Source organism: Pseudoduganella guangdongensis, from assembly GCF_009857475.1.
Lineage (GTDB): Bacteria > Pseudomonadota > Gammaproteobacteria > Burkholderiales > Burkholderiaceae_D > Rugamonas > Rugamonas guangdongensis.
On sequence record NZ_WWCJ01000005.1, the window covers coordinates 92,366 to 114,692 of the forward strand.

The 22,327-nt window shown below is 64.7% G+C and carries 21 protein-coding genes; 11 read left to right on the plus strand and 10 right to left on the minus strand.

Annotated features, from left to right (window positions below):
- Window positions 1-8 precede the first annotated feature (8 nt).
- Together GTP41_RS08265 and GTP41_RS08270 are read right to left on the minus strand one after the other, a co-directional pair.
- Entirely contained in the window at window positions 9-1,292 is a 1,284-nt protein-coding gene (locus GTP41_RS08265) for a c-type cytochrome (protein ID WP_161025101.1), read from the minus strand.
- Window positions 1,289-2,008 (minus strand): c-type cytochrome, encoded by a 720-nt coding sequence (locus GTP41_RS08270; RefSeq protein WP_161025102.1) that lies wholly within the window; start codon window positions 2,006-2,008, stop codon window positions 1,289-1,291. Before GTP41_RS08270 ends, GTP41_RS08265 begins: the two co-directional genes overlap by 4 nt.
- Before the next feature lie 91 nt (window positions 2,009-2,099).
- On the opposite strand from GTP41_RS08270, the gene GTP41_RS08275 reads away from it, so the two are divergent.
- On the plus strand, window positions 2,100-3,530 hold the full coding sequence (locus GTP41_RS08275; RefSeq protein WP_161025103.1) for an aminotransferase-like domain-containing protein: 1,431 nt from the start codon (window positions 2,100-2,102) through the stop codon (window positions 3,528-3,530).
- Here the strand turns inward: GTP41_RS08275 and GTP41_RS08280 are convergent.
- Window positions 3,478-4,134, minus strand: a complete 657-nt coding sequence (locus tag GTP41_RS08280) for a 3'-5' exonuclease (protein ID WP_161025104.1) — start codon at window positions 4,132-4,134, stop codon at window positions 3,478-3,480. The genes GTP41_RS08275 and GTP41_RS08280 overlap by 53 nt on opposite strands.
- A complete protein-coding gene (locus tag GTP41_RS08285; RefSeq protein ID WP_161025105.1) occupies window positions 4,134-4,613 on the minus strand; it encodes a ProQ/FINO family protein in 480 nt (159 codons plus the stop codon). Before GTP41_RS08285 ends, GTP41_RS08280 begins: the two co-directional genes overlap by 1 nt.
- Window positions 4,614-4,952: 339 nt before the next feature.
- Here GTP41_RS08285 and rpoD point away from each other — a divergent pair, with 339 nt between their 5' ends.
- A complete protein-coding gene (rpoD, locus tag GTP41_RS08290) occupies window positions 4,953-7,427 on the plus strand; it encodes an RNA polymerase sigma factor RpoD (protein ID WP_161025106.1) in 2,475 nt (824 codons plus the stop codon).
- Between the two features lie 74 nt (window positions 7,428-7,501).
- On the opposite strand, the gene GTP41_RS08295 is transcribed toward rpoD, so the two are convergent.
- The 3 genes from GTP41_RS08295 to GTP41_RS08305 all read right to left on the minus strand — a co-directional run bounded on the left by GTP41_RS08295 (window position 7,502) and on the right by GTP41_RS08305 (window position 10,660).
- On the minus strand, window positions 7,502-9,037 hold the full coding sequence (locus GTP41_RS08295; RefSeq protein WP_161025107.1) for a S10 family peptidase: 1,536 nt from the start codon (window positions 9,035-9,037) through the stop codon (window positions 7,502-7,504).
- A 97-nt stretch (window positions 9,038-9,134) separates the two neighbouring features.
- Window positions 9,135-10,250, minus strand: a complete 1,116-nt coding sequence (locus GTP41_RS08300; RefSeq protein ID WP_161025108.1) for an HAF repeat-containing protein — start codon at window positions 10,248-10,250, stop codon at window positions 9,135-9,137.
- 68 nt (window positions 10,251-10,318) lie between these two features.
- The gene (locus GTP41_RS08305) at window positions 10,319-10,660 is read right to left on the minus strand and encodes a zinc ribbon domain-containing protein YjdM (RefSeq protein ID WP_161025109.1); all 342 of its coding nucleotides are present in this window, start codon (window positions 10,658-10,660) and stop codon (window positions 10,319-10,321) included.
- A 12-nt stretch (window positions 10,661-10,672) separates the two neighbouring features.
- Here GTP41_RS08305 and GTP41_RS08310 point away from each other — a divergent pair, with 12 nt between their 5' ends.
- Window positions 10,673-11,347 (plus strand): GNAT family N-acetyltransferase, encoded by a 675-nt coding sequence (locus tag GTP41_RS08310; RefSeq protein WP_161025110.1) that lies wholly within the window; start codon window positions 10,673-10,675, stop codon window positions 11,345-11,347.
- Here the strand turns inward: GTP41_RS08310 and GTP41_RS08315 are convergent.
- The gene (locus GTP41_RS08315; RefSeq protein WP_161025111.1) at window positions 11,331-11,957 is read right to left on the minus strand and encodes a head GIN domain-containing protein; all 627 of its coding nucleotides are present in this window, start codon (window positions 11,955-11,957) and stop codon (window positions 11,331-11,333) included. The two genes, GTP41_RS08310 and GTP41_RS08315, sit on opposite strands and share 17 nt — an antisense overlap.
- Before the next feature lie 58 nt (window positions 11,958-12,015).
- Window positions 12,016-14,835, minus strand: a complete 2,820-nt coding sequence (gene ppc, locus GTP41_RS08320) for a phosphoenolpyruvate carboxylase (RefSeq protein WP_161025112.1) — start codon at window positions 14,833-14,835, stop codon at window positions 12,016-12,018.
- A 166-nt stretch (window positions 14,836-15,001) separates the two neighbouring features.
- Between ppc and hemC the strand changes: the two genes are divergently transcribed.
- From hemC to GTP41_RS08360, 8 genes are all read left to right on the plus strand, one after another.
- The gene (hemC, locus tag GTP41_RS08325; protein ID WP_161025113.1) at window positions 15,002-15,985 is read left to right on the plus strand and encodes a hydroxymethylbilane synthase; all 984 of its coding nucleotides are present in this window, start codon (window positions 15,002-15,004) and stop codon (window positions 15,983-15,985) included.
- A gap of 48 nt (window positions 15,986-16,033) precedes the next feature.
- A complete protein-coding gene (locus GTP41_RS08330; protein WP_161025114.1) occupies window positions 16,034-16,798 on the plus strand; it encodes a uroporphyrinogen-III synthase in 765 nt (254 codons plus the stop codon).
- Entirely contained in the window at window positions 16,795-17,964 is a 1,170-nt protein-coding gene (locus GTP41_RS08335) for a uroporphyrinogen-III C-methyltransferase (protein ID WP_161025115.1), read from the plus strand. The genes GTP41_RS08330 and GTP41_RS08335 overlap by 4 nt, the downstream gene beginning before the upstream one ends.
- Window positions 17,964-19,160: a heme biosynthesis protein HemY gene (locus GTP41_RS08340; RefSeq protein ID WP_161025116.1), complete on the plus strand. Its 1,197-nt coding sequence runs from the start codon at window positions 17,964-17,966 to the stop codon at window positions 19,158-19,160. The genes GTP41_RS08335 and GTP41_RS08340 overlap by 1 nt, the downstream gene beginning before the upstream one ends.
- Window positions 19,161-19,241: 81 nt before the next feature.
- A complete protein-coding gene (ppa, locus tag GTP41_RS08345) occupies window positions 19,242-19,784 on the plus strand; it encodes an inorganic diphosphatase (RefSeq protein WP_161025117.1) in 543 nt (180 codons plus the stop codon).
- Window positions 19,785-19,935: 151 nt separating this feature from the next.
- The gene (locus tag GTP41_RS08350) at window positions 19,936-20,397 is read left to right on the plus strand and encodes an SRPBCC family protein (RefSeq protein ID WP_161025118.1); all 462 of its coding nucleotides are present in this window, start codon (window positions 19,936-19,938) and stop codon (window positions 20,395-20,397) included.
- Window positions 20,394-20,852 carry an SRPBCC family protein gene (locus GTP41_RS08355; protein WP_161025119.1) on the plus strand — a complete coding sequence of 153 codons (459 nt, stop codon included), beginning with the start codon at window positions 20,394-20,396 and terminating at the stop codon, window positions 20,850-20,852. Before GTP41_RS08350 ends, GTP41_RS08355 begins: the two co-directional genes overlap by 4 nt.
- Window positions 20,839-21,168: an ArsR/SmtB family transcription factor gene (locus tag GTP41_RS08360; protein WP_161025120.1), complete on the plus strand. Its 330-nt coding sequence runs from the start codon at window positions 20,839-20,841 to the stop codon at window positions 21,166-21,168. Before GTP41_RS08355 ends, GTP41_RS08360 begins: the two co-directional genes overlap by 14 nt.
- Here GTP41_RS08360 and GTP41_RS08365 read toward each other — a convergent pair.
- On the minus strand, window positions 21,165-22,301 hold the full coding sequence (locus GTP41_RS08365; RefSeq protein ID WP_161025121.1) for a GNAT family N-acetyltransferase: 1,137 nt from the start codon (window positions 22,299-22,301) through the stop codon (window positions 21,165-21,167). The genes GTP41_RS08360 and GTP41_RS08365 overlap by 4 nt on opposite strands.
- Window positions 22,302-22,327: the final 26 nt, after the last annotated feature.

The window sequence follows — 22,327 nt, forward strand, 5'->3', positions numbered from 1 at the left end:
TCGCTTCTTTACTCCAGCGGGACGTTGCGGTAGCGGTTGACGGTGGTGCTGGCGACCGGCGGGGCGTTGTTGCCCCAGGCGGCGCGCAGGTAGGAGACGACCTGCGCCACTTCCACATCGTTCAGGGCGTGGCTGAAGGGCGGCATGCCGTAGGGGCGCGGGTTGCCGGCGGTGCCAGGGGCGAAGCCGCCGTTCAGCACGATACGGATCGGGTTGACCGCTTCGTCCATCGTCAGCGCGCGGTTGCCGGCCAGCGGCGGGTAGTGGGGCGGGATGCCTTCGCCCTGCGCGCCGTGGCAGTCCATGCATTGCTTGCGGTAGATCTTTTCCCCGGCGGCCAGGAAGGCGATGGCTGCCGCTTCCTTCGAGGGTTCATACGGTGCGCGTTTGCCGGCTTCGTTCGGCAGCGATTTCAAATACACCGCCATGGCGCGGACGTCTTCGTCGCTCAGGTGCTGCAGGCTTTCGCGCACGACTTCGGCCATCGGGCCGAATACGGTGGCGCGTTGTGAAATGCCTGTTTTCAGCAGGTCGGTGATGTCCTTGATTTCCCAGTCGCCCAGGCCGGCTTCGCGGTCGGATGTGAGCGAGGGGGCGTACCAGCCCAGCACCGGTATCAGGCCGCCGGACAGGCTCTTGTCGCTGGCGCCCAGTGCATTGCGTTCGCTATGGCAGGCGATGCAGTGGCCGGGGCCTTGCACCAGGTAGGCGCCGCGGTTCCATTCGGCGGACTGGCTGGTGTCGGGGGTGTAGACGGCGGGCTTGAAGTAGAGGGCGCGCCAGGCGGCCAGCATGGCTTGCTGGTTGTAGGGGAAGCGCAGTTCATGCGGGCGGCTGGCCTGCTTCACGGGCGTGATGGTCTGGAAGTAGGCGTACATCGCGTCCGAGTCGTCGCGCGTCATCGCGGTGTAGTTCGTGTACGGGAAGGCGGGGTAGAGCAGGCGGCCGTCCTTGGCTTTGCCGTTGTGCAGGGCGTTCCAGAAGTCGTTGGCGCTCCAGTTGCCGATGCCGGTCTCCTGGTCGGGTGTGATGTTGGGCGAGATGACGTTGCCGAACGGGGTTTGCAGGGCGCGCCCGCCGGCGTAGGCCTGGCCGCCGCGCGTGGTGTGGCAGGCCATGCAGTCGGCGGCCTTGGCGAGGTAGGCGCCGCGTGCGATCTTTTCGGTGATCGGCATGTTTTGCGCGGCGGCGCTGGGCGCGGGGCCGGTGTCGTGCTTGGGCCAGATGAAGCCGACCGCCGCGACGAGCAGCAGCAGGGGGGCGGCGATGGCGATTTTCGTGTTGCGCTTCATTTGTCGCTCTTCTGTGTGGGGAGACCGCCGCATTCCATCGGCAGCGGCTGGGGCAGGGCGGTGGCGGGGCGGGCGTTCGGGTCGGCCGGCTGGGCGGCCAGCCAGCCGGAGACGGCGGCGACGTCGGCGTCGCTCAGGCGGTTGGCGATGTCGGCCATGCAGTCGGGAGCGTGGGCTTTGCGTTTCTGGTTGCGCCAGGCGCCGAACTGGGCATTGATGTAGTCGCGCGGCAGGCCGATCAGGCCGGGAATGGCGGGGGCGAGACCGGTCATGGCCTGGCCGTGGCAGGCGACGCAGGCCGGCACTTTGCGCGCGGGTTCGCCCTGGTGCACCAGCACGCGGCCGCGCTCAATCATCTGCGGCGTGGCGCTGGTGGGCGCCGGCGGCGGGTAAGGGGCGTGCTGTTCGGAGAAGTACTGGGCGATCTCGCGCAGGTAGGCGTCCGGCAGCTGGTCGACCATATAGGTCATCATCGGGTAGTGGCGGCGGCCCTGCTTGAAGTTCAGCAGCTGGTTGTACAGGTAGGTGGCGGGCTTGCCGGCAATGCGCGGGAAGAAGGCGTCGCCCTGTTCATTGGCTTTGTGGCAGGCGATGCAGGCAGCCACGCGCTGTTCCATGGTGTCCGGCAGCTTGCCCGGCGCGGCCACGGCGGGCAGGGCGGCCACCGTGCTCGCCATGGCGGCCATGGCGACGGCAATGCGTGAGAAAATGCGCATGATGAATCCGTTTTTCTTGTGATGCGTCAAGGATACGCCTGCGGGGCGCCGATTAACAGGCTCAGATTAGCCAGGGAAAGAGGGTATCAGTTTGAAGCTGTACGAGGCGCTGGCTGACGAACTGGCTGGTTTGATGGCGCAAGGCGTGTTGCGGCCGGGCGAGAAGCTGCCCTCCGTGCGCCAGCAGCAGGAGCGGCGCGGCGTCAGCCCGTCCACCGTGTTCCAGGCTTATTACCAGCTGGAGGCGCGCGGCCTGATCGAGTCGCGCCCGCGCTCGGGCTACTATGTGGCGGCGCGGCGCTTTGCGGCGACGCCCGAACCGGAGGTGTCGCGCCCGGACCCGGCGTCCACCCTGGTCGATGTCAGCGAGCTGGTATTCCAGGTGCTGGAGGCCAGCCGCGCACCGGGTAACGTGCCTTTCGGTTCGGCTTTCCCCAGCCCCTTGCTGTTCCCGCTCGATAAGCTGGGGCGCGCGGTCGCCAACAGCATGCGCCACATCGATCCCTGGAGCACGGTGGCCGACCTGCCGCCGGGGAATGCGGAGTTGCGGCGCCAGATCGCGCTGCGCTACCAGCTCGATGGGGTGCAGGTGGCGCCGGACGACATCGTCATCACCAATGGTGCGCTGGAGGCGCTTAACCTGTGCCTGCAAGCGGTGACGCGGCCGGGCGATACGGTGCTGGTGGAGTCGCCCAGTTTTTATGCGGCTTTGCAGGCGCTGGAGCGCATCGGCCTGAAAGCGGTGGAGGTGGCGACGCATCCGCGCGATGGCATCGACCTGGGCGCGCTGGCCGCCGCCATTGGGCAGCACCAGCCGCGCGCTTGCTGGTTGATGACCAGCTTCCAGAATCCCCTGGGCAGCCTGATGCCGCCCGAGAAAAAGCAGGCGCTGGTCGAGCTGCTGGCGGCGCACGACGTGCCGCTGATCGAAGATGACGTGTATGGCGAGCTGTATTTTGGCGCGCAGCGGCCGGCCCTGGCCAAGCGCTTCGACGGCAAGGGCCTGGTCATGCATTGCAGCTCATTTTCCAAATGCCTGGCGCCGGGCTTTCGCGTGGGCTGGGCGGCGGCGGGCCGCTTTGCGCGCCAGGTGGAGCGGCTGAAGCTGACCACCAGCCTGGCGGCGGCCATGCCGTCGCAGCTGGCGCTGGCGGAGTACCTGGGGCAGGGCGGCTATGAGCGTCACCTGCGCCAGCTGCGCGCCGCGCTGGCGGGGCAACAGCAGCAGATGCTGGCGGCAATCGAGCAGCATTTCCCGCCGGGGACGCGGGTGACGCAGCCGCAGGGCGGCTATTTCTTGTGGGTGGTGCTGCCGCAGTCGGTCGATGCGCTGGAATTGCACCGGCGGGCGCTGGCACAGGGCATCAGCATTGCGCCGGGGCCGATGTTCAGCGCCAAGCGGGCCTTCAGGAATTGCGTCCGCTTGAATTACGGGCACGCATGGGATGCGCGGCAGGCTGCCGCCGTGGCTATGCTAGGGGCGTTGGCGCGCGCGGCGTGCGCGGCTTCTTCGGCGGCTTGATCGGCGGCAGCACGTTGCCCAGGCCGAGCCAGTGGCGGTATACGCGCAAAGCCACTTGCGCGTCGTCGGCGGCGTACAGGATCTGCTTTTCGTTCAGGCGCGACGCCGCCCAGTTGGTGGTGGAGATCTTTTTGGACTTGGTCAGGGATTGACCGAAGTATTTGGCGACCGCGCTCTTGGCGCCCAAATCGTTCTTCTGGCCCGGCACGCGCAGCACCACGCCCAGATCCACCACCTTCAACGGTTCGATGCCCAGTTTGGCGCGCACGCGCTTGACGTCGTCCGACAGGCCGAAGCCGATCTTCAGCGTCATATCCGATTCCAGGATGGCCTTCACCACCGCCGTGTGGGCAAACGTATCGCCGACCTGGAACAGCCAGGCCTGGCGGTCGTCGGCAAACTGGATCAGGTGCGGCCCGTTCGAGTTTTCGCCTTTGACGAAGGTGGGTTTGGATTCCGTGTCGAAGCCGATCGCATCCGCCGCCAGCAAGGCCGCCTGGGCGGCCTGCGCGTCGGCGGCGCTTTTCACCAGGCGCACATCGGCCAGCCGGATGCCCTGGTACGGCGGCAGCTCGGGCACGGCTCCTGGCGCCTCGTGGTGCATTACTTCTTGGAGAATTTGGCGGTCAGCGCTTGCAGCTTCTCCGCGCGGCGGCGGTCGGCTTCTTCAGCGGCTGCGGCCTCGCGTTCGGCCGCGCGTTCAGCCTTGCGGCGTTCCATTTCCTTCTTGTGGCGCTCGGCCAGGGTTTCCTTGGCGTGCTTGCGGTGCTCGTCGGTCGCTTCGGCGCCGGCGCTGCCGTCCAGGTTATAGCGCACGGTGGCCTTTTCCATCGCGCGCAGGTAGCGCTGCGAGGAGGTGTGGATGCCCAGCGCAGCGCGCATCAGCTTGCGGTTGATCTCCGGTTGCGCGGCGATCAGCTGCTTGTCGATACCGATCGACAGCGGCAGGCTGTCGCGGAACGGGGCATACTGTTGCTGCAATTGCTTGAGCAGGGCGCGTGCGGAACTCGGGGCGGCTGGCGCGCCGGCGGTGGTTTCTTCGGCCGGCTGCTGAGGGGTGAGACTAGTGTTCATCGACTTCATTGATTAAGCAAGAGCCGCCAGCATACCACGAGGCGCCGCCTCGACGCATTGTCTTTCCTGTCACGATGTTGTTTTGATATCGATATATCGCGTGCGGCGCGGCCCAAAAGCTTGTATAATGACCGACGCACCAAATGCAGGACGGTGCGAATTCAGTTTTGCAAAGAGTTTTCGGCCGGGGCCCAGCAGCCCTGTGAAGTCCAGTTACAGGGCATGTGCCCTCTCCACGCACTGAATCATCGGAAGCGGGCCCGTTACAGCGGGCTTTTTCTTTTCCGGATCATCCCTGAACCCGAGCCATCGAGAGCGCCCCGCCGGGAGCGCGCAGAGAGATATTGAATGACCAAACCTAAGACCCTGACGTTGTCCGCCAAGAAATCCACTGGTTCCTCCACCACCAGCGCACCGCTGGCTGTGCCGAAAACCAGCCTTTCCTATGTGATCGACAACGCTCAAGAGGAAGCAGGCAAAGTCACGGTTGTAAAGAAAACCCGTTCGCGCCTGGCTGCGGTGCCGGTGGCGGAAGCCTCGGTGGAAGCCGCGCCGGCCGAACCAGTCGTGAAAACCCGCGCCCGCAAGACCGCTGAAGCCAAGCCGGTGTCGCTGGCCGTGGTGGCCGAGGAGGCGCCTGCGCCGGCCCCTGCCAAGCGTGGCCGCAAGCCGAAAGCGGCTGCCGAAGTGGCGCCTGTGACCGTGACCACCGGTCCGGCCGCCGTGACCGAAGTGCGCGACGCCGCCGTGCTGGCCTCGATCGACACTTCCGGCTACCTGCTGCCGCAAGTGAAGGTGCCGGGCCGCCGTGGCCGCAAGCCAAGCGAATTCACCCCGGAAAACGATGAAGTGGCGGCGCTGAACGCCGTGGAACGCGCCGAACTGAAGGCCGCGTCCAAGGCGCGCGAGCGCAAGGCCAAGGGCCTGGATGCCTTCGGCATGAACGACGGCGCCAATGCGGACGAGCTGGAAAAGCGCCGCACCCAGTTCAAGAACCTGATCAACCTGGGCAAGGACCGCGGCTACCTGACGTACGCCGAGATCAACGACCACCTGCCGGAAAACATCGTCGACCCGGAAGCGATTGAAGGCATTATCGCGACCTTTAACGACATGGGCATCGCCGTCTACGAGCGCGCGCCGGATGCGGAAGCGCTGCTGCTGTCCGATAACGTGCCGACCGCCGCCAGCGATGATGAAGTGGAAGCCGCCGCCGCCACCGCGCTGTCGACCGTCGATTCCGACTTCGGCCGCACCACCGACCCGGTCCGCATGTATATGCGTGAAATGGGCGCCGTGGCGCTGCTGACGCGTGAAGGCGAGATCGAGATCGCCAAGCGTATCGAAGGCGGCCTGCGCGACATGATCCAGGCGATTTCGGCCTGCCCGACCACCATTTCCGAGATCCTCACCCTGGCGGAGAAGATCGAGAAGGACGAAATGAAGGTGGACGACGTGGTGGACGGTTTTGTCGACCTGAACGAAAGCGCGCCGACCCCGGGCCCGGTCAAGGCGCCTGCCGCTTCCGACGATGACGAGGATGAGGAAGAGCTGGAAGACGAGGAAGAGGAAGACGGCGACGTCAATGGCGGCGCCGCCGGCTACTCGACCGAGCAGCTGGTGCAGTTGCGCAACGACGCGCTGGCCAAATTCGCCCTGATCTCGACCCAGTTCGACAAGATGCGCAAAGCCGCTTACGGTAACGCGACCTACGTGAAGGCGCAGGACATCATCTCCAACGAGCTGCTGGGCATCCGCTTCACCGCGAAAGTGGTGGAAAAGCTGTGCGACACCTTGCGCGGCCAGATGGAACAAGTGCGTTCGATCGAACGCGCCGTGCTGGAGCTGTGCGTGAACCGTTGCGGCATGCCGCGCGCGCACTTCATCAAGGTCTTCCCGGGCAATGAAACCAACCTGGATTGGGTGGACGGCGAAGTCGGCGCGGGCTACCCGTACTCCGCAGTGCTGGGCCGTAACGTGCCTGCCATCAAAGAACTGCAGAACAAGATGATCGACCTGCAGGAACGCGTGGCGCTGCCGCTGGCGGACCTGCGCAAGATCAACAAGCAGATGGCGGCCGGCGAAAAGCGCGCGCGCACCGCCAAGCGCGAAATGACCGTGGCCAACCTGCGCCTGGTGATTTCGATCGCGAAGAAGTACATCAACCGCGGCCTGCAGTTCCTGGACCTGATCCAGGAAGGCAATATCGGCTTGCTGAAGGCGGTGGACAAATTCGAATACCGTCGCGGCTACAAGTTCTCGACCTACGCCACCTGGTGGATTCGCCAGGCCATCACCCGCTCCATCGCGGACATGGCCCGTACCATCCGCGTGCCGGTGCACATGATCGAAACGATCAACAAGATGAACCGCATCTCGCGCCAGATCATGCAGGAAACCGGCTCCGAGCCGGATATGGCAACCCTGGCGGTGAAGATGGAAATGCCGGAATCCAAAGTGCGCGAGATCATGAAGATCGCCAAGGAGCCGATTTCCATGGAAACCCCGATGGGCGAGGACGGCGACTCCCAGCTGGGCGACTTCATCGAAGACAACACCACCCTGGCACCGCTGGACGCCGCGCTGCACGCCTCCATGCGCAATGTGATCAAGGAAGTGCTGGACTCCTTGACCCCGCGCGAAGCCAAGGTGCTGCGCATGCGCTACGGCGTTGAGATGTCCAACGACCACACGCTGGAAGAAGTGGGCAAGCAGTTCGACGTGACCCGCGAGCGTATCCGCCAGATCGAAGCCAAGGCTATGAGCAAACTGCGCCAGCCTTCGCGCTCGGACAAGCTGAAGACGTTCCTGACCGAGAAGTAAAAAAAGGAAAAAAAGGGGACGTACCCCATTTTCCGCTTCGGCGGAAAATAGGGTACGTCCCCATTTTTTTTACGTCAGTACTTGGCGGGCACGCCGGCGGCGGGCAGCGACTTCTGGATGAAGTCGCGCAGGTCGTCGTTGGATTTCACCAGGTCTTCGGCGCGCAGGTACATCATGTGGCCGCTGCGGTAGCCTTCAAAGCGCATGCGGTCCTTCATGCGGCCGCTCGGGTCGAGCTGCCACATGGTGTATTTGGCGTCGAAGTAGGTGGTGGCGCCGTCGAAGTAGCCGGCTTGCACCAGTAATTTCAAGTAAGGGTTGGCGGCCATGGCCTGGCGCAGGTTCTCGCCGGTGTTGTCGTCCTTGTTGTCCCACGGGTGGACGTTGCCGAACATATTGTAGGTCAGGTCGGTCTTGTAACCCAGCACGTCGCGCAGGTAGTAGTTGATGGCGGGCGTGAAGGAGTGCAGCCAGGAGGTCAGCTCGGCGTTGTAGTCCACCTTGTCGCCGGCGTCCTTCTTGTCGATGCCGAGGTAGCGCGAGTCGAGGCGGCCGATGGTGTAGCCCTTGTCGCGCAGCAGTTCCTTCCAGTAGGTGCCGACCGGCACGCTCAAATTATTCTGCAGCACCACCTTCTCGGACAGGCCGGAGTAGCGCGCCACTTTGGCGGCGACGGCGCTGCGCTTTTGCGCGTCGAGGAAGCCGCCGTTGGCCAGTGCTGGAATCAGTTCGTTCACGGCGAACGACTCCGCTTCCGGCAGCACGTCTTTCAAATCCTTTTGCTGCAGGTCGGCCGGCAGGGCTTTCTGGTACCAGGCGGCTGCGGTGTAGTACGGCAGGGACAGCGCCTGGCCGACCGGGCCTTCGCGTTTCAACCCCAGGCCGGTGGGCGAGACCAGCACCACGCCGTTCAGGTACATCCAATGGGCATTCTGCAGTTCCAGCGCCAGGCCGGAGACGCGCGCGGTGCCGTAGCTTTCGCCGATCAGGTATTTGGGCGAGGTCCAGCGCCCTTCACGCGAGACGAAGGCTTGCAGCCAGTCGGCCAGGTACTTGATGTCGGCATTCACGCCGAAGAAGGTGGCGCGGTCGGCTTTCGGGTCGAGCACGCGCGAAAAGCCGGTGTTGACCGGGTCGATGTAGAGGATGTCGGCCACGTCCAGGATGGAGTGCGGGTTGTCCTTCACGCCGTAGGGCTGGACCGGGTAGCCTTCGCTGTCGATGTTGAGGATTTTCGGGCCGGTGTAGGCGATGTGCATCCAGACCGAGGCCGAGCCCGGGCCGCCGTTGAACGACAGCACCAGCGGGCGGCGCGACTTGTCGCCGACGTCGCTGCGCTGGTAATAGGTGTAGAAGAGGGAGGCGATCACTTTGCCGTCCTTGTCCCACACCGGCTGGGTGCCGGCGGTGACCTTGTACGGCACCTGCTTGCCCTTGATCGTGACGCTGCTGTTCTTGCTGACGGCCGATTCGGCCTTCAGCAGGCGGTCGTAGGCTTTGGTGTCGGCCGGGCGTTCGGCGGCGGGCTTGGCGTCTGCCGCCGGTTTGTCTTGCGCGAAGGCGCAGCCGGCTGCCAGCAGCAGTGCGGGGATGATGCGGATTGTCTTCATCTGATTCTCTTTTTTATAGGTCCAAGAGGCATCAGTATTTCACAGGTAATGGGCATCGCCACCATCGGCGGGGCCTGGGAAACATAACGTTACACGCTCAAGCGAACGATACCAGCCGCACGCCGAAATCGAGGCCCTTGCGGATGCGGTCGCGCACCTTGTAGGCGGCGACGATGGCCGATCCGGCCAGGAAGGCGATCGCCAGCCAGTCGTCCCAGCGCATCTGGCGTCCGGTGTGGTCGGCGTCGACACTGCCGGACTTGAGCACGTGGCCGGTGTAGGTGGAGCCGATCACGTGGCCGTCGTCGGTGATGTCGCGCGTCAGGTACAGGCTGTCGGGGCCGAAGCGCACCTGCATCCTGCCATTGCGGTAGATGAAGGTGTGCGGGGCGTCGTGGTCTTTGATCTTGACCGTGCCGACGATGTCGCCGTTGGCGTTGATGCCGTTGGCGAAGCTGGAACCCTGCGAAATCATGGCGCCCAGGTCGATCATGCGCTTGCCGTCGTACATGAAAGCATGCCAGCTTCGGTCCGCCATCTCTGCGCTGCCGACCACGATGCCGGCATCGTTGATGGCGGTGGCGACGCTGACGCGGCCGCCCAGCGTGGGCAGTTCGAACATGCCGCTGCCCGGCTTGTAGAGGAAGGCGCGGCGGTAGCCGTTCGGCAGCTGGGCGGCGCCGACCACGTGGCCGCTGGCGTTGATGGCGGTGGCGTAGCTGTTCTTGCCGCCGAAGGTGCCCAGGCCGAGCATGCCGACCCCGTTGTCGACGAAGGCGTGGTAATTGCCGTCGGCCGTGTCGGCATAGCCGGCAATGTGGCCTGCTTCGTTGATGGCTGTGCCGACGCTGCTGTTGCCGCCCAGGGTGCCGAGGTCGCGCATGCCGTGCGCCTGGTCGTAGCGGAAGGCGTGCCAGGCGTTGCTGGCGGTGAGGGCGCCGCCGGTGACGGTGCCCTGGTTGTTGATGGCGTTGGCGGTGCTGTCGCTGCCGCCCAGTGTGCCGATCTCGAAGCGGCGGCCTTGCGACATGAGGATGGCGCGGCGGCGCCCACTTTCGTCCTTGATCTCCCCGACCCATTCGCCAGAGGCGTTGATGCCGGTGGTGGTGCTGGATTCGGTCTGGCGTTCGCCCATCGGGCCGGCGCTATGCGCGCTCAGCGGCAGTGCCAGGAGGAGCGGCAGGAGGGGGATGATCAGTGCGGCGCGATGCATGGCAGTGGACTCCGGTCTGATTTTTCGACCGGGCCACTATACTTGAAGATTGCTAAAAAATATACAAGTCAGACTTTGCGCACGAACTCGGATTTCAGGCTCATGGCGCCGAAGCCGTCGATCTTGCAGTCGATATCATGGTCGCTGTCGACCAGGCGGATATTCTTTACCTTGGTGCCTTGCTTGATCACGCCGCCGGAGCCCTTCGGCTTCAGGTCCTTGATCACGGTGACGGTGTCGCCGTCCTGCAGGATGGCGCCGACCGCGTCGCGGTAGACGCGCGCTGCTTCGCCGGCCGTTTCGGCGGCCTGCTGCGGCCACTCGTGGGCGCATTCAGGGCAAACATAGTTGTCGCCGTCTTCGTAGGTATACTCGGACTGGCATTTTGGGCAGGCTGGGAAATTACTCATTTGGGATATCACATGCAGGAACTGGAAAACCCGATCTGGGCCGCGCTGAACTCAGCGCAGCAGCATTTTAGCATTGCGGCTGGCGCGGCCCGGCGCTATCCGGCCGATGTGGCGCCTTTCTGCGCTGTGGCCGAAGAGGGCGTGCCGCTAGCGGCCGGCGACCTGGCGGGTATTGCCGACGGCAGCTACTACTTCCTGGGCGCGATGCCTACCCTGCCGCCCGGCTGGTCGCTGCAGCCGCTGTCCGGCGTGCTGCAGATGGTCTACGAGTGCGGCCCGGTGGCGCCGCCCAGCGGCGAGGGCATCCGCGTGCTGGCGTCCGACGACCCGGCGATGGTGCAGTTGACCGACATCGCCTTTCCCGGCTACTTCCGCAAGCGTACCGGCGAAATGGGCAAATACGCCGGCATCCACGACGAGGGCGGGCGCCTGGTGGCGTTGAGCGGTGAGCGCATGGACCTGGGCCATCTGCGCGAGGTGAGCGCGGTTTGCACCCATCCCGATTTTACCGGGCGCGGTTATGCGCGTCGGCTGGTGGAGTACATCATGCACGGCATGCAGCAGCAGGGCGTGCGCCCCATGCTGCATGTGGGCGCGGCCAACGCCCGTGCCCAGGCGCTGTACCGTTCGATGGGCTTTGCGGCAACCCGCGAGCTGCCGCACGCGCGCCTTATTTGCCCGCGCTGATATTGCCCAAGCCCGTCACCGATTTGTTCAGGTGCTTGGGGTTGCCGTAGTAGGTGAAGTTGCCCATGCCTTCGACGATCAGGTTGAGGGTGTCGCTGGCGTACACGCTGATGTCGCCCATGCCGGCGAAGTTCACGTCAGCGCGTTCGGCTTTCAGGCCTTTGGCGTCGACCTGGCCCACGCCCTGGCCCTTCATGCGCAGCAGCTTGACCTTGCCGCTGGCGTGCAGCGCGCCGGCGCCTTCGAAGCTGATGTCGATGCGCTCGCCGTGGATGTTGGTGACGCGCGATTCGCCGGCGCCCAGCACGCGGAAGCTGGTCAGCGCCGGCACGGTGACGGTGAGCTTGTCGCTTTCCTTGATGGTGACGGAACCCTTCTTGGTGTTCTCGTACACGACACGCAGCACGCCGCCTTCGACCACGGTGCTGACTTTGTCCAGGTATTCCTTGCGGCCGCTGATCGTGACGTTTTGCGCCTTGCCGACATCGACATAGACGTTGATCGGGCCTTTTACATTGATGCCGTAGAAGGCATCCAGCTTGCGCACCTGCTCGTCGGCGAGGGCGATGGCGGGGAACAGCAGGGCAGCAAGCAGCATCGAACGAAACATACAAACTCCTGTTAGTAGTACAAGGCCCGGCATTGCGCCGGGCCTGCCATGCGTAGCGTCAGCCGGTGTTGCGCAAGCCGGCGGCGACGCCGTTGATGGAGAGGTGGATGCCGCGATTGACGCGCGGGTCAGCCTTCTCCTGTTCATTACCCAGCGCGCGGCGGCGCTTGATCAGTTCCACCTGCAAGTGGTTGAGCGGGTCGAGGTAAGGGAAGCGGTTGGTGATCGAACGCGCCAGCAGCGGATTGCCTGCCAGGCGGTCCTGGCGGCCGGTGATCGATTCCAGGCATTCGAGGGTGTGGTGGTATTCCTCGGTGATGCGCTTGAAGATGCGTTCACGCAGTTCCTTGTCCGTTACCAGCTCGGCGTAGCGCGAGGCGATCGCCAGGTCGGTCTTGGCCAGCACCATGTCCATATTGGAGAGCAGGGTGGCGAAGAACGGCCAGTGCTGGAACATGTCGCGCAGCTGCGCCACGCGTTCCTCGCGCGGGCCGGCAGCGATCCAGGCGCCGATGGCGGAGCCGAAACCGTACCAGCCCGGCAGCAGCAGGCGGCATTGGCCCCAGCTGAAGCCCCATGGAATGGCACGCAAGTCTTCGATGCGGCGCGTGGATTTACGCGAGGCCGGGCGCGAGCCGAGGTTCAGTTCCGCGATTTCCGCAATCGGCGTGGCCGAGAAGAAGTAGTCGGTGAAGCCCGGGGTCTCGTACACCAGGTTGCGGTAAGCCCTGTAGGCCAGTTCGGAAATCTCGCCCATCACGGCTTCGAATCCGGCCAGGCGCGGGCCGTGGCAGGCGTCGGCCGGCGGCGGCATCAGGCTTGCCTCCAGGGTGGCCGAGACCAGCAGCTCCAGGTTGCGGCGGCCGATTTCGGCGTTGGAGAACTTGGAGGCGATGATTTCGCCCTGTTCGGTCAGGCGCAGCTGGCCGTTGACGGTGCCTTTCGGCTGCGCCAGGATGGCCTCGTGGCTTGGGCCGCCGCCGCGGCCGACGGTGCCGCCGCGGCCATGGAACAGGCGCAGTTTGACACCGGCCTTGGCGAAGACTTCCACCAGGCCCAGTTCCGCCTTGTACAGCTCCCAGTTGGAGGTCAGGAAACCGCCGTCCTTGTTGGAGTCGGAGTAGCCCAGCATGACTTCCTGGATCTGGCCCTGCTTTTCGATCAGCGCCTTCACCAGCGGCACGGCCATCAGCGCTTCCATGATGCCGGCGGCGCGCTGCAGGTCGGGGATGGTTTCGAACAGCGGGATCACCATCAGGTCGGACGTGCGTTCGCCTTCCGCATTCACGCGCAGCAGGCCGGTTTCCTGCTGCAGCACGAATACTTCCAGCAGGTCGGACACGGTCTCGGTGTGCGAGATGATGTAGTTGCGGATGGCGCGCTTGCCGTAGCGCTGGCGGATATCGCGCGCGGTGCGCAGGATGCTCAGTTCAGAGGTGGTCTCATCCGAGTACTCAATATAGGGCGAGTACAGCAGGCGTGGTTGCGCTAACTCGGCCAGCAGCAATTTGACCTTGGCATCCTCGTCGAGCGAGGCGTAATCGGCCTGCGCGCCGGCTTTGGCGAACAGCTCGGCCAGCACGCGCTCGTGGATATCCGACGACTGGCGCATGTCGAGCGACGCCAGGTGGAAACCGAAGATATCGGCGGCGCGCTTGAGGGTGGTCAGGCGCGGGCGGGCCAGCACCGCGCCGTGGTTGGCGTCCAGCGATTCGATCAGCACCTGCAGGTCGGCCGAGAAGTCGGCCGGGCAGGGGTAAGGCTCGGCGTGGCCGACTTCCTTGCGCAGGATATTGGTCGCGCCCAGGGCGCGCGCGGTGCTCGCCAGGCGGGCGTAGATGCCGATCAGGGCGCGCCGGTACGGCTCGTCCGAGCGGTGGTCGGAGGTGTCGGTGGAGGCGTCGGACAGCGCTTGCAGCGCCGGCGAACAGCCGATCATCAGGGTCGACACCGACAGCTCGGCGCCCAGCGCGTGGGTTTCGTCGAGGTAGAAGTCGAGGATGGTGGTGGCCTGGCGCTCCAGCGCGTGCTGCATGGTGCCGGCGTTGACGTTCGGGTTGCCGTCGCGGTCACCGCCGATCCAGCTGCCCATCTGCACATACGACGCATCGATGGCGGCCGGTGCGGCGCCAAAGTGTTCGGCGATCTCGGACTCGATATCGTCGTACAGCGCCGGCAGCTCGCGCAGGAAGGTGATGCGGTAGTAGGACAGGGCATTGTCGATCTCGTCCGCCACGGTCAGCTTGGAGTAGCGCAGCATGCGCGTCTGCCACAGCGTGGCGATGCGGGCGCGCAGCATGTGCAGGTTGGCGTTGCGTTCCTTCGGCGTGAGCGGCAGGTCGCGCTGGGCCAGCAGGCGGGCGATGTCGTGCTCCGCATCCAGGATGGACTTGCGCTGCACCTCGGTCGGGTGGGCGGTCAGGACGGGGGAGATCAGGGCTTCTTTAAAGAAGCTGGTCACGGTGTCGAGTCCGACGCCGGATTCTTTCAGCTTGTCGAGTGCAAAGCTGATGCTGCCTTTTTGCGGCGCCGAGCCGGCCAGCAAGTGGGCGCGGCGGCGGCGGATGTGGTGCTGGTCTTCCGCAATATTGGCCAGGTGCGAGAAATAAGAGAAGGCGCGCACTACCGTGATGGTTTGCTCGCGCGTCAGGATCTTGAGCATGCCGTCCAGTTCCTTGGCAGCGCCGGCGTCAGCTTCGCGGCGGAAGCGTACGGCGGTCTGGCGGATGGTCTCGACAACGGCGAAGACTTCCTCGCCCTCCTGCTCCCGCAGGACATCGCCCAGCAGGCGGCCCAGCAGGCGGATATCTTCTTTCAATGGCGCGTCTTTATCTGCGCTCTGGTGATGTTCGTCTGTTGCACTTACTTGATTTGCCATAGTTAATCAGTCAAAAGATAAGAATGGTCGTGCAAAAGGCTTGTGGCCACGGTCTGCATAGAGGGCGCACATGCTAGAATTTGTGGTCCTAATCATGCGCAATGAACTGGTGAACGCCGGTTTGGCGCTAGCAACAGCGAAAGAACTGGTCTTGAATACTCCCGAAATGGCCCAACAGCTCCCTTCCAAATTGGTGATCGCATCGCGCGAAAGCCGCCTCGCCATGTGGCAGGCGGAGCATGTTCGCGCGCGCTTGTCTTTATTATATCCGCAGTGCAGCATTGAGATCCTGGGCATGACAACCCGGGGCGACCAGATCCTCGACCGCGCCCTGTCCAAGGTCGGCGGCAAGGGCCTGTTTGTGAAGGAACTGGAAGTGGCGATGGAGGAAGGCCGCGCTGATTTGGCTGTCCATTCGCTGAAAGACGTGCCGATGGAGCTGCCGGAGGGCTTTACCCTGGCGGCGGTGCTGGAGCGCGAAGATCCGCGCGATGCCTTCGTCTCCAACGATTATGCTTCGCTGGCCGAATTGCCGGCGGGGGCGATTGTCGGCACCAGCAGCCTGCGCCGCCAGGCCCTGATTTCGGCGCGTTACCCGCACCTGGTGATCAAGCCGCTGCGCGGCAACCTGGATACCCGCCTGGGCAAGCTGGATCGCGGCGACTACGCGGCGATTATCCTGGCGGCCGCCGGCCTGAAGCGTCTTGGCCTGCCGCAGCGCATCAAATCGCTGCTGTCGCCGGAGGATTCGCTGCCGGCCGCAGGGCAGGGGGCGATGGCGATTGAAATCGCCGAACGTAAGGATGGCCTGGACCTGAAAGCGATCCTGGCGCCGCTGAACGACCTGCCGACGGCGCAGGCGGTGGCGGCGGAGCGCAAGGTGTCGAAGGTGTTTGGCGGCTCCTGCCAAGTGCCGCTGGCGGCTTTCGCCACGGTTGAAGGCGGCCAGATGCACCTGCGCGCCATGGTGGCGACGCCGGATGGCACCCGTGTCGCGCGCGCTGAAGTCCATGGCGCGGCGGTGGATGCGGAGGTGCTGGGCGCGGCCGTGGCAGAGCAGTTGCGGACGCAGGATGCGGAGGCGATCCTTGCCGTTTGCGCCGCTGAACAGGCGGATGGGATGAACCCTAACGCTGCGCCGTCGGCATAGATGGCCGTTTCAGCGCTTTCAGTGGTTTCCCGGCGTTACAGGTTCTAAATGCACCGCCCCGTCATCCTCACCCGCCCGATTGCGCAGGCCGAGCCCCTGGCCGGCCGCATCCGCGCCCTTGGGCGAGAGGTTGAGGTATTGCCCTTGCTCGAAATCAGCCCGCTGCCCGACCAGGCGCCTCTGCGCAACGTGCTGGCGTCGCTGGCCACCTACCACCTGGTGGCCTTCGTCTCCCCCAACGCCATCGACGCCGCCTTCGCCCACATCGCAAGCTGGCCAGAGGGGCTGCGCGCGGCCGTGGTCGGGGAGGGCAGCCGGCAAGCGCTGCTCGCGAAAGGCGTCCCCACCAGCCAGATCGCCAGCCCCGCCGACCCCGCTCACAGCGACACCGAACACCTGCTGCAGGTGCTCGACCTGCCTGCCCTGCGCGGCGCCAGAGTGCTGCTCGTGCGCGGCGAATCCGGCCGCGAGCTGATGGCCGACTCCTTCCGCGCCGCCGGCGCCGAGGTCACGCTGCTGCCGGCCTACCGCCGCGCCGTGCCCGAACTGACGCCCGCGCTGGCCCAGCGCCTGCCAGCCCTGCTGGCCGCCGACGCCGACTGGATCATCACCAGCTCCGAAGCCCTGCGCGGCCTGGCAGGCTTGCTACGGCAATTAAACAATGCTAATTTAGTTGCGTCCATGCAACACCAACACCTGATCGTGCCCCACTCGCGCATTGCCGACACGGCACGCGAAATGGGGTGCCAAAATGTGACCCTTACAGGTTCAGGCGACGAACGAGTGCTCGCCGCGTTACAATCACGTCCATGAACGATTTGCCTAATCAAACAGACAACAAAGACGCCCCGCCAAACCCGCAAGTTACGCCGGCCGTCGACACCCCTCCAGCCGCTCCAGCCACGCCCGCGAACCCGCCGGCTGCGGAGCGCGACGCCTTCCGCCAACCGCTGACGATTGCGGTGGTGGTGCTTGGCATCCTGCTGGCCGCGCAAGCCTTCTATTCCAAGAACCAGGTGTTCCGCCTGCGCGAGGAAATGGCGCGCCGCCTGCAGCAGGGCGATTCGCTGAACGGCCAGACCAGCCAGCTGGCCAAGGGCGTGCAGGAAACCACGCGCGAGATCCAGCTCAAGATCGGCGTGCTGGAAAACCGCCAGCAGGAAGCCCAGGCGCAGCAAATGGCGCTGGAGCAGTTGTACAACGACATGTCGAAGAACCGCGACGAGTGGGCGCTGGCCGAGATCGAGCAAGTGCTGTCCACCGCCAGCCAGCAGCTGCAACTGGCCGGCAACGTGCCGGGCGCGCTGATCGCGCTGCAGAACGCCGACCGCAGCCTGTCGCGCTCCGACAAGCCGCAATTCATCACCATCCGCCGCGCCATCGCCAAGGATATCGAACGCCTGAAGGCGCTGCCGAACGTCGACTCGGTCGGCCTGGCGGTGCGCCTGGATAACGTGATCGCCCAGGTCGACGGCCTGCCGATGATGTCCGACGCCAAGCCGACGCCGGCCGCGCCGCCGCTGCGCAAATCGCACGCGCCAGCCAAGGCCAAAGGCAAGGACGCCGCTTCCGCGCCCGTGGTGGCGGAGGAAGAGGGCTGGGGCAGCCGCGCCAAGGCCGTGTGGCAGGACTGGAGCAGCGAAATGTGGGCCGAAGTCTCGACCCTGGTGCGCGTGCGCCGCGTTGATAATCCGGACGCGATCATGATGGCGCCGGAAGAAGCCTACTTCCTGCGCGAGAACCTGAAGCTGCGCCTGCTGAACGCCCGCATGGCCCTGCTGTCGCGCAATGAAGCCACCTTCCGCGCCGACCTGCTGGCCGCGCAGGAATCGCTGGCCAAGTACTTCGACACCAAGACGCGCCAGACCCAGACCGCGCAGCAATTGCTGCGCCAACTGCAAGGCAGCAACCTGTCGATCGAGATGCCGACGCTGGCCGATAGCCTGAACGCCGTCCGTAACTACAAGGCGAAGCCATAATGCGTCTCTTTATCTGGCTCGTTGTGATGATGGCTGCGGCCATCGGTATCGCCGTGACGGCACGCTTCAACCCGGGTAATGTGGTGCTGTTCTACCCGCCGTACCGGGTGGACCTGTCGCTCAACTTCTTCATGGTGCTGCTGGTTGCGGCATTCCTGCTGGTGTACTTCATGGTGCGCGCCTTCAACGCCACCGTGAATATGCCGCGCAAGGTGGCCGCCTACCGCCAGCACAAGCGTGAACGCGACGGCAATAAAGGCCTGCGCGACGCTCTGAAAGCGCTGTTCGAAGGCCGTTTCGGCCACGCCGAGAAGGCCGCCCTGCGCGCGGCGGAGCTGCCGGAAAACGCCGGCGTCGCGGCCCTGATCGGCGCCCGCGCCGCGCACCGCATGCGCCAGCAAGCGCGCCGCGACCAGTGGCTGGCCCGCATCGCCAGCGACAACGGCATGAAAACCGCGCGCCTGATGACCATGACCGAACTGCTGGTGGACGACCACCAGCCGGAAGCGGCGCTGGAAGCGGTGCGCGAACTGAATGCCAGCGGCACCCGCCACATCCACGCCCTGCAATGGTCGCTCAAGGCCGAACAGCAAGCCAAGAACTGGCCGGAAGTGCTGCGCCTGGTGCGCCTGCTGGACAAGCACAAGGCCCTGCATCCAGCCCTGTCGGCGCGCCTGCGCGAGCTGGCTTACGACGACCTGCTGGCCGATAACGCGCACGATGCGGAATCGCTGCAGCGCGTCTGGGTCACCATCCCGACGACGGACCGCATCAAGCCCTTCGTCGCCTGCCGCGCCGCCACCGCACTGAATGCGCGCGGCCTGCACGACGAAGCGCGCGTGGTGTGCGAAGAAGCGCTGGCCGCCAACTGGGACGACCGCGTGGTGCGCGCCTACCGCGACGCCGCCGCCCCGGCTGGCTCCTCCGCGCTGCTGGTGCAGATCGAGCACTGCGAAGGTTGGGTACGCGAGCGCCCGAACGACGCCGAACTGGCGCTGACCCTGGGTTCCCTGTGCCTGAAGCAGAAGCTGTGGGGCAAGGCGCAGCGCTACCTGGAGCAGGCCCTGTCCGACGCCTCCGAACCGCGCATGGTGCGCGAATCCCACCTCAAGCTGGCCCAGTTGCACGAAGCACTGACCCAGCCGGAAGAAGCGGCGAACCACTATCGCCAGTGCGCCTTAGCGACTATCCTGTAATTTCCGGGCGGGCCCAAAACCCGCCCTACAGGCTATAATTGCAAGGTTCTACTGATTAAAATGCATTAACCGAGGAAAAACATGAGCCTGAACAAAGTACCGGCCGGTAAAGACCTGCCGAACGATTTCAACGTCATTATCGAGATCCCAATGAACGCGGATCCGATCAAGTACGAAGTGGACAAAGAATCCGGCGCCATCTTCGTCGACCGTTTCATGGGCACTGCCATGCATTACCCATGCAACTACGGCTACATCCCGAACACCTTGTCCGACGACGGCGATCCAGTCGACGTGCTGGTCATCACCCCATTCCCGCTGATCCCAGGCGTGGTGGTGCGTTGCCGCGCCATCGGCGTCCTGAAGATGACCGACGAAGCCGGCCAGGATGCAAAAGTGCTGGCAGTGCCGGTCGATAAGATCCTGCCGATCTACAAGCACTGGCAGAAGCCGGAAGACCTGCAAGACCTGCGCCTGCAGCAGATCCAGCACTTCTTCGAGCACTACAAAGACCTGGAGCCAGGCAAGTGGGTCAAGGTTGAAGGCTGGTACGGCCCGGAAGAGGCCAAGAAGGAAATCATGCACGGCGTTGAGCAGGGCAAGAAGCAGGACGCTGGCGTATAAGCCCCATTCCTGTTTAAGCAAAGAGCGCGCAAGCCCGCAAGGCTGCGCGCTTTTTATTTGCCTGCCAGCGCAACCTTTTGGTTGCATTTATCCGGGCCGCGTCCTAAGATGGTGATGCAACCATTTGGTTGCTCATTGTGGGAGATGCGAAATGGAACATTTTCAGCAGGACCTCAACATCGCAACAAAGCCCGAATCGGTGTACGCCGCCCTTACCACGATCGACGGCCTGCGCGGCTGGTGGACCCAGGAATGCGACGGCGCGGCCGGCGTCGGCCAGACGATCCACTTCCGTTTTGGCAGCTGCTTCAAGGACATGCGCGTAGCCAGCCTGCAACCGGGGCGTGAAGTACGCTGGCACTGTACGCGGGCGCATATCGACGTGACCGGGATCGCGCACCACGCCGAGTGGCTCGGCACCGAGCCGGTATTCACGCTGACGCCTGACGGCAAGGGTGGCACCGACCTGCATTTTGAGCACCACGGCCTGCTGCCATCGCTGGAATGCTATGGCATTTGCCTCCAGGGCTGGCAACACTTCCTCGCCAGTTTGCGGCAATATGCGGAAACCGGCACGGGCACCCCGTATATCAAAGAAAGGGAAGCAGCATGAGCGATACAGATCGCGTCGAACGCAGCATCGTAATTAATGCGCCGCGCGCACGCGTGTGGCGTGCCTTGTCGAGCGCCGAGGAGTTTGGCGCATGGTTCGGCGCCAACCTGGCCGGCCAGCACTTCACGCCGGGCCAGCGCGTGCGCGGCAACTTCACCCACCCCGAGCACAGTGCCTATGCCTTCGACGCCGTGATTGAACGGATGGAGGAGCCGCAACTGCTGTCCTACCGCTGGGTGCCGTACCCGATCGACCCGGCGGCCGACCTGGTGAACGACGAGCCGACCCTGGTCACCTTCACGCTGCGCGAGGCCCCGGGCAACGCCACCCTGCTGACAGTGGTGGAGAGCGGCTTTGACAAACTGCCTGCGCAGCGTCGCGCGAAGGCCTTCCAGATGCATTCGCAGGGATGGGAAGCACAGTTGGAGAACATCAAGCGCCATGCGAGCAAGTGAAGAAAAGCTGGCGCCGGTGTTCGCCGCGCTGGGCGACCCGACCCGGCTCAAGCTGGTGGCCCAGCTGTGCGCGGGCGGCGCGCATTCGATCACCCACCTCACGCAAAGCACCGAGATCAGCCGCCAGGGTGTGACCAAGCACCTTGGCGTGCTGGCCGAGGCCGGTCTGGTGCGCGATATCCGCGTCGGGCGCGAACGCCTGTGGCAGCTGGAGCCGGACCGCATCGAGGAAGCGCGCGCATCGCTGGAAGCCATCGGCCGCCAGTGGGAACAGGCGCTGCAACGCCTCAAGCGCTTTGTGGAAAAGGACGCCTAGGATTCCCCTTGGCCGCGGCGGAAGGGCGTGCGCTCGTTCAGCTCACTGAGGTAATCGTCGATGCCGCCGGTTTCGCGCTCCAGGAAACGCTCGACCGCATCGCTGAATGCCGGATGCGCCAGCCAGTGCGCGGACCAGGTCTTTTGCGGCAGGAAGCCGCGCGCCATCTTGTGCTCACCCTGCGCGCCGCCTTCGAAAGTCCGGATGCCGTTGGCGATGCAGAATTCGATCGGCTGGTAGTACGCGGTCTCGAAATGCAGGCAAGGGATGTGCTCCATGGCGCCCCAATAGCGTCCGTAAAGCGTATCAGCGGTGTGGATGACCAGCGACGACGCCACCGGCAGGCCGTCGCGCTCGGCTTGCACCAGCAGCAGGTGGTGCGGCATGGTGCGCGCAAGGCGCAGCCAGAAGTCCAGGTTCAGGTAGGGCGAGGAACGGTGCTCGGCGTAGGTGTTGCAGTAGCAGCGATGGAAGAAGCGCCAGTCGGCCTCGCTGGCCTCGGCGCCGCGCAGCTGGCGCAGCGTGATGCCCGCCTCTTGTACCTTGCGCCGTTCGGCGCGGATGTTCTTGCGTTTCTTATGTTCCAGCGTTTGCAGGAACTGCTCAAAGTTCTGGTAGCCCTGGTTCAGCCAATGGAACTGTACCCCGGCGCGCAGCATGAAGCCCGCCTCCTGCAGCAGTAGCACCTCCTGTTCGGGCGGGTAAAGCACGTGGGTGGACGACATCCCCGCCACCTGCTGCTGTTCGCACAGGAAGGCCAGCAACGCCGCCCGCGCCGCCGCATCGCGCGCCATCAGGCGCGATCCGGTCACCGGCGTAAAAGGGATGGCCGACAGCAGCTTGGGGTAGTACTCGATGCCGTTGCGGTGATAAGCGTCGGCCCAGGCCCAATCGAAGACGTACTCGCCGTAAGAATGCGACTTCACGTAAAGCGGCATGGCCGCCACCAGCTCATCGCCGCGATGGACGGCCAGGAACTGCGGCTGCCAGCCCGTTTCCGCCGTTGCGCTGCCCGACGCATGCAGCGCATGCAAGAAGGCGTGAGACAGGAAAGGATTGCCCCCCGCCAGCCGGTCCCACGCGGCGGGGCTGACCTCGGAAAGTGAAGAAAGGACGTTAGAACGATATTCCATCCAGCCATTCTAGCGAAATGTCCACT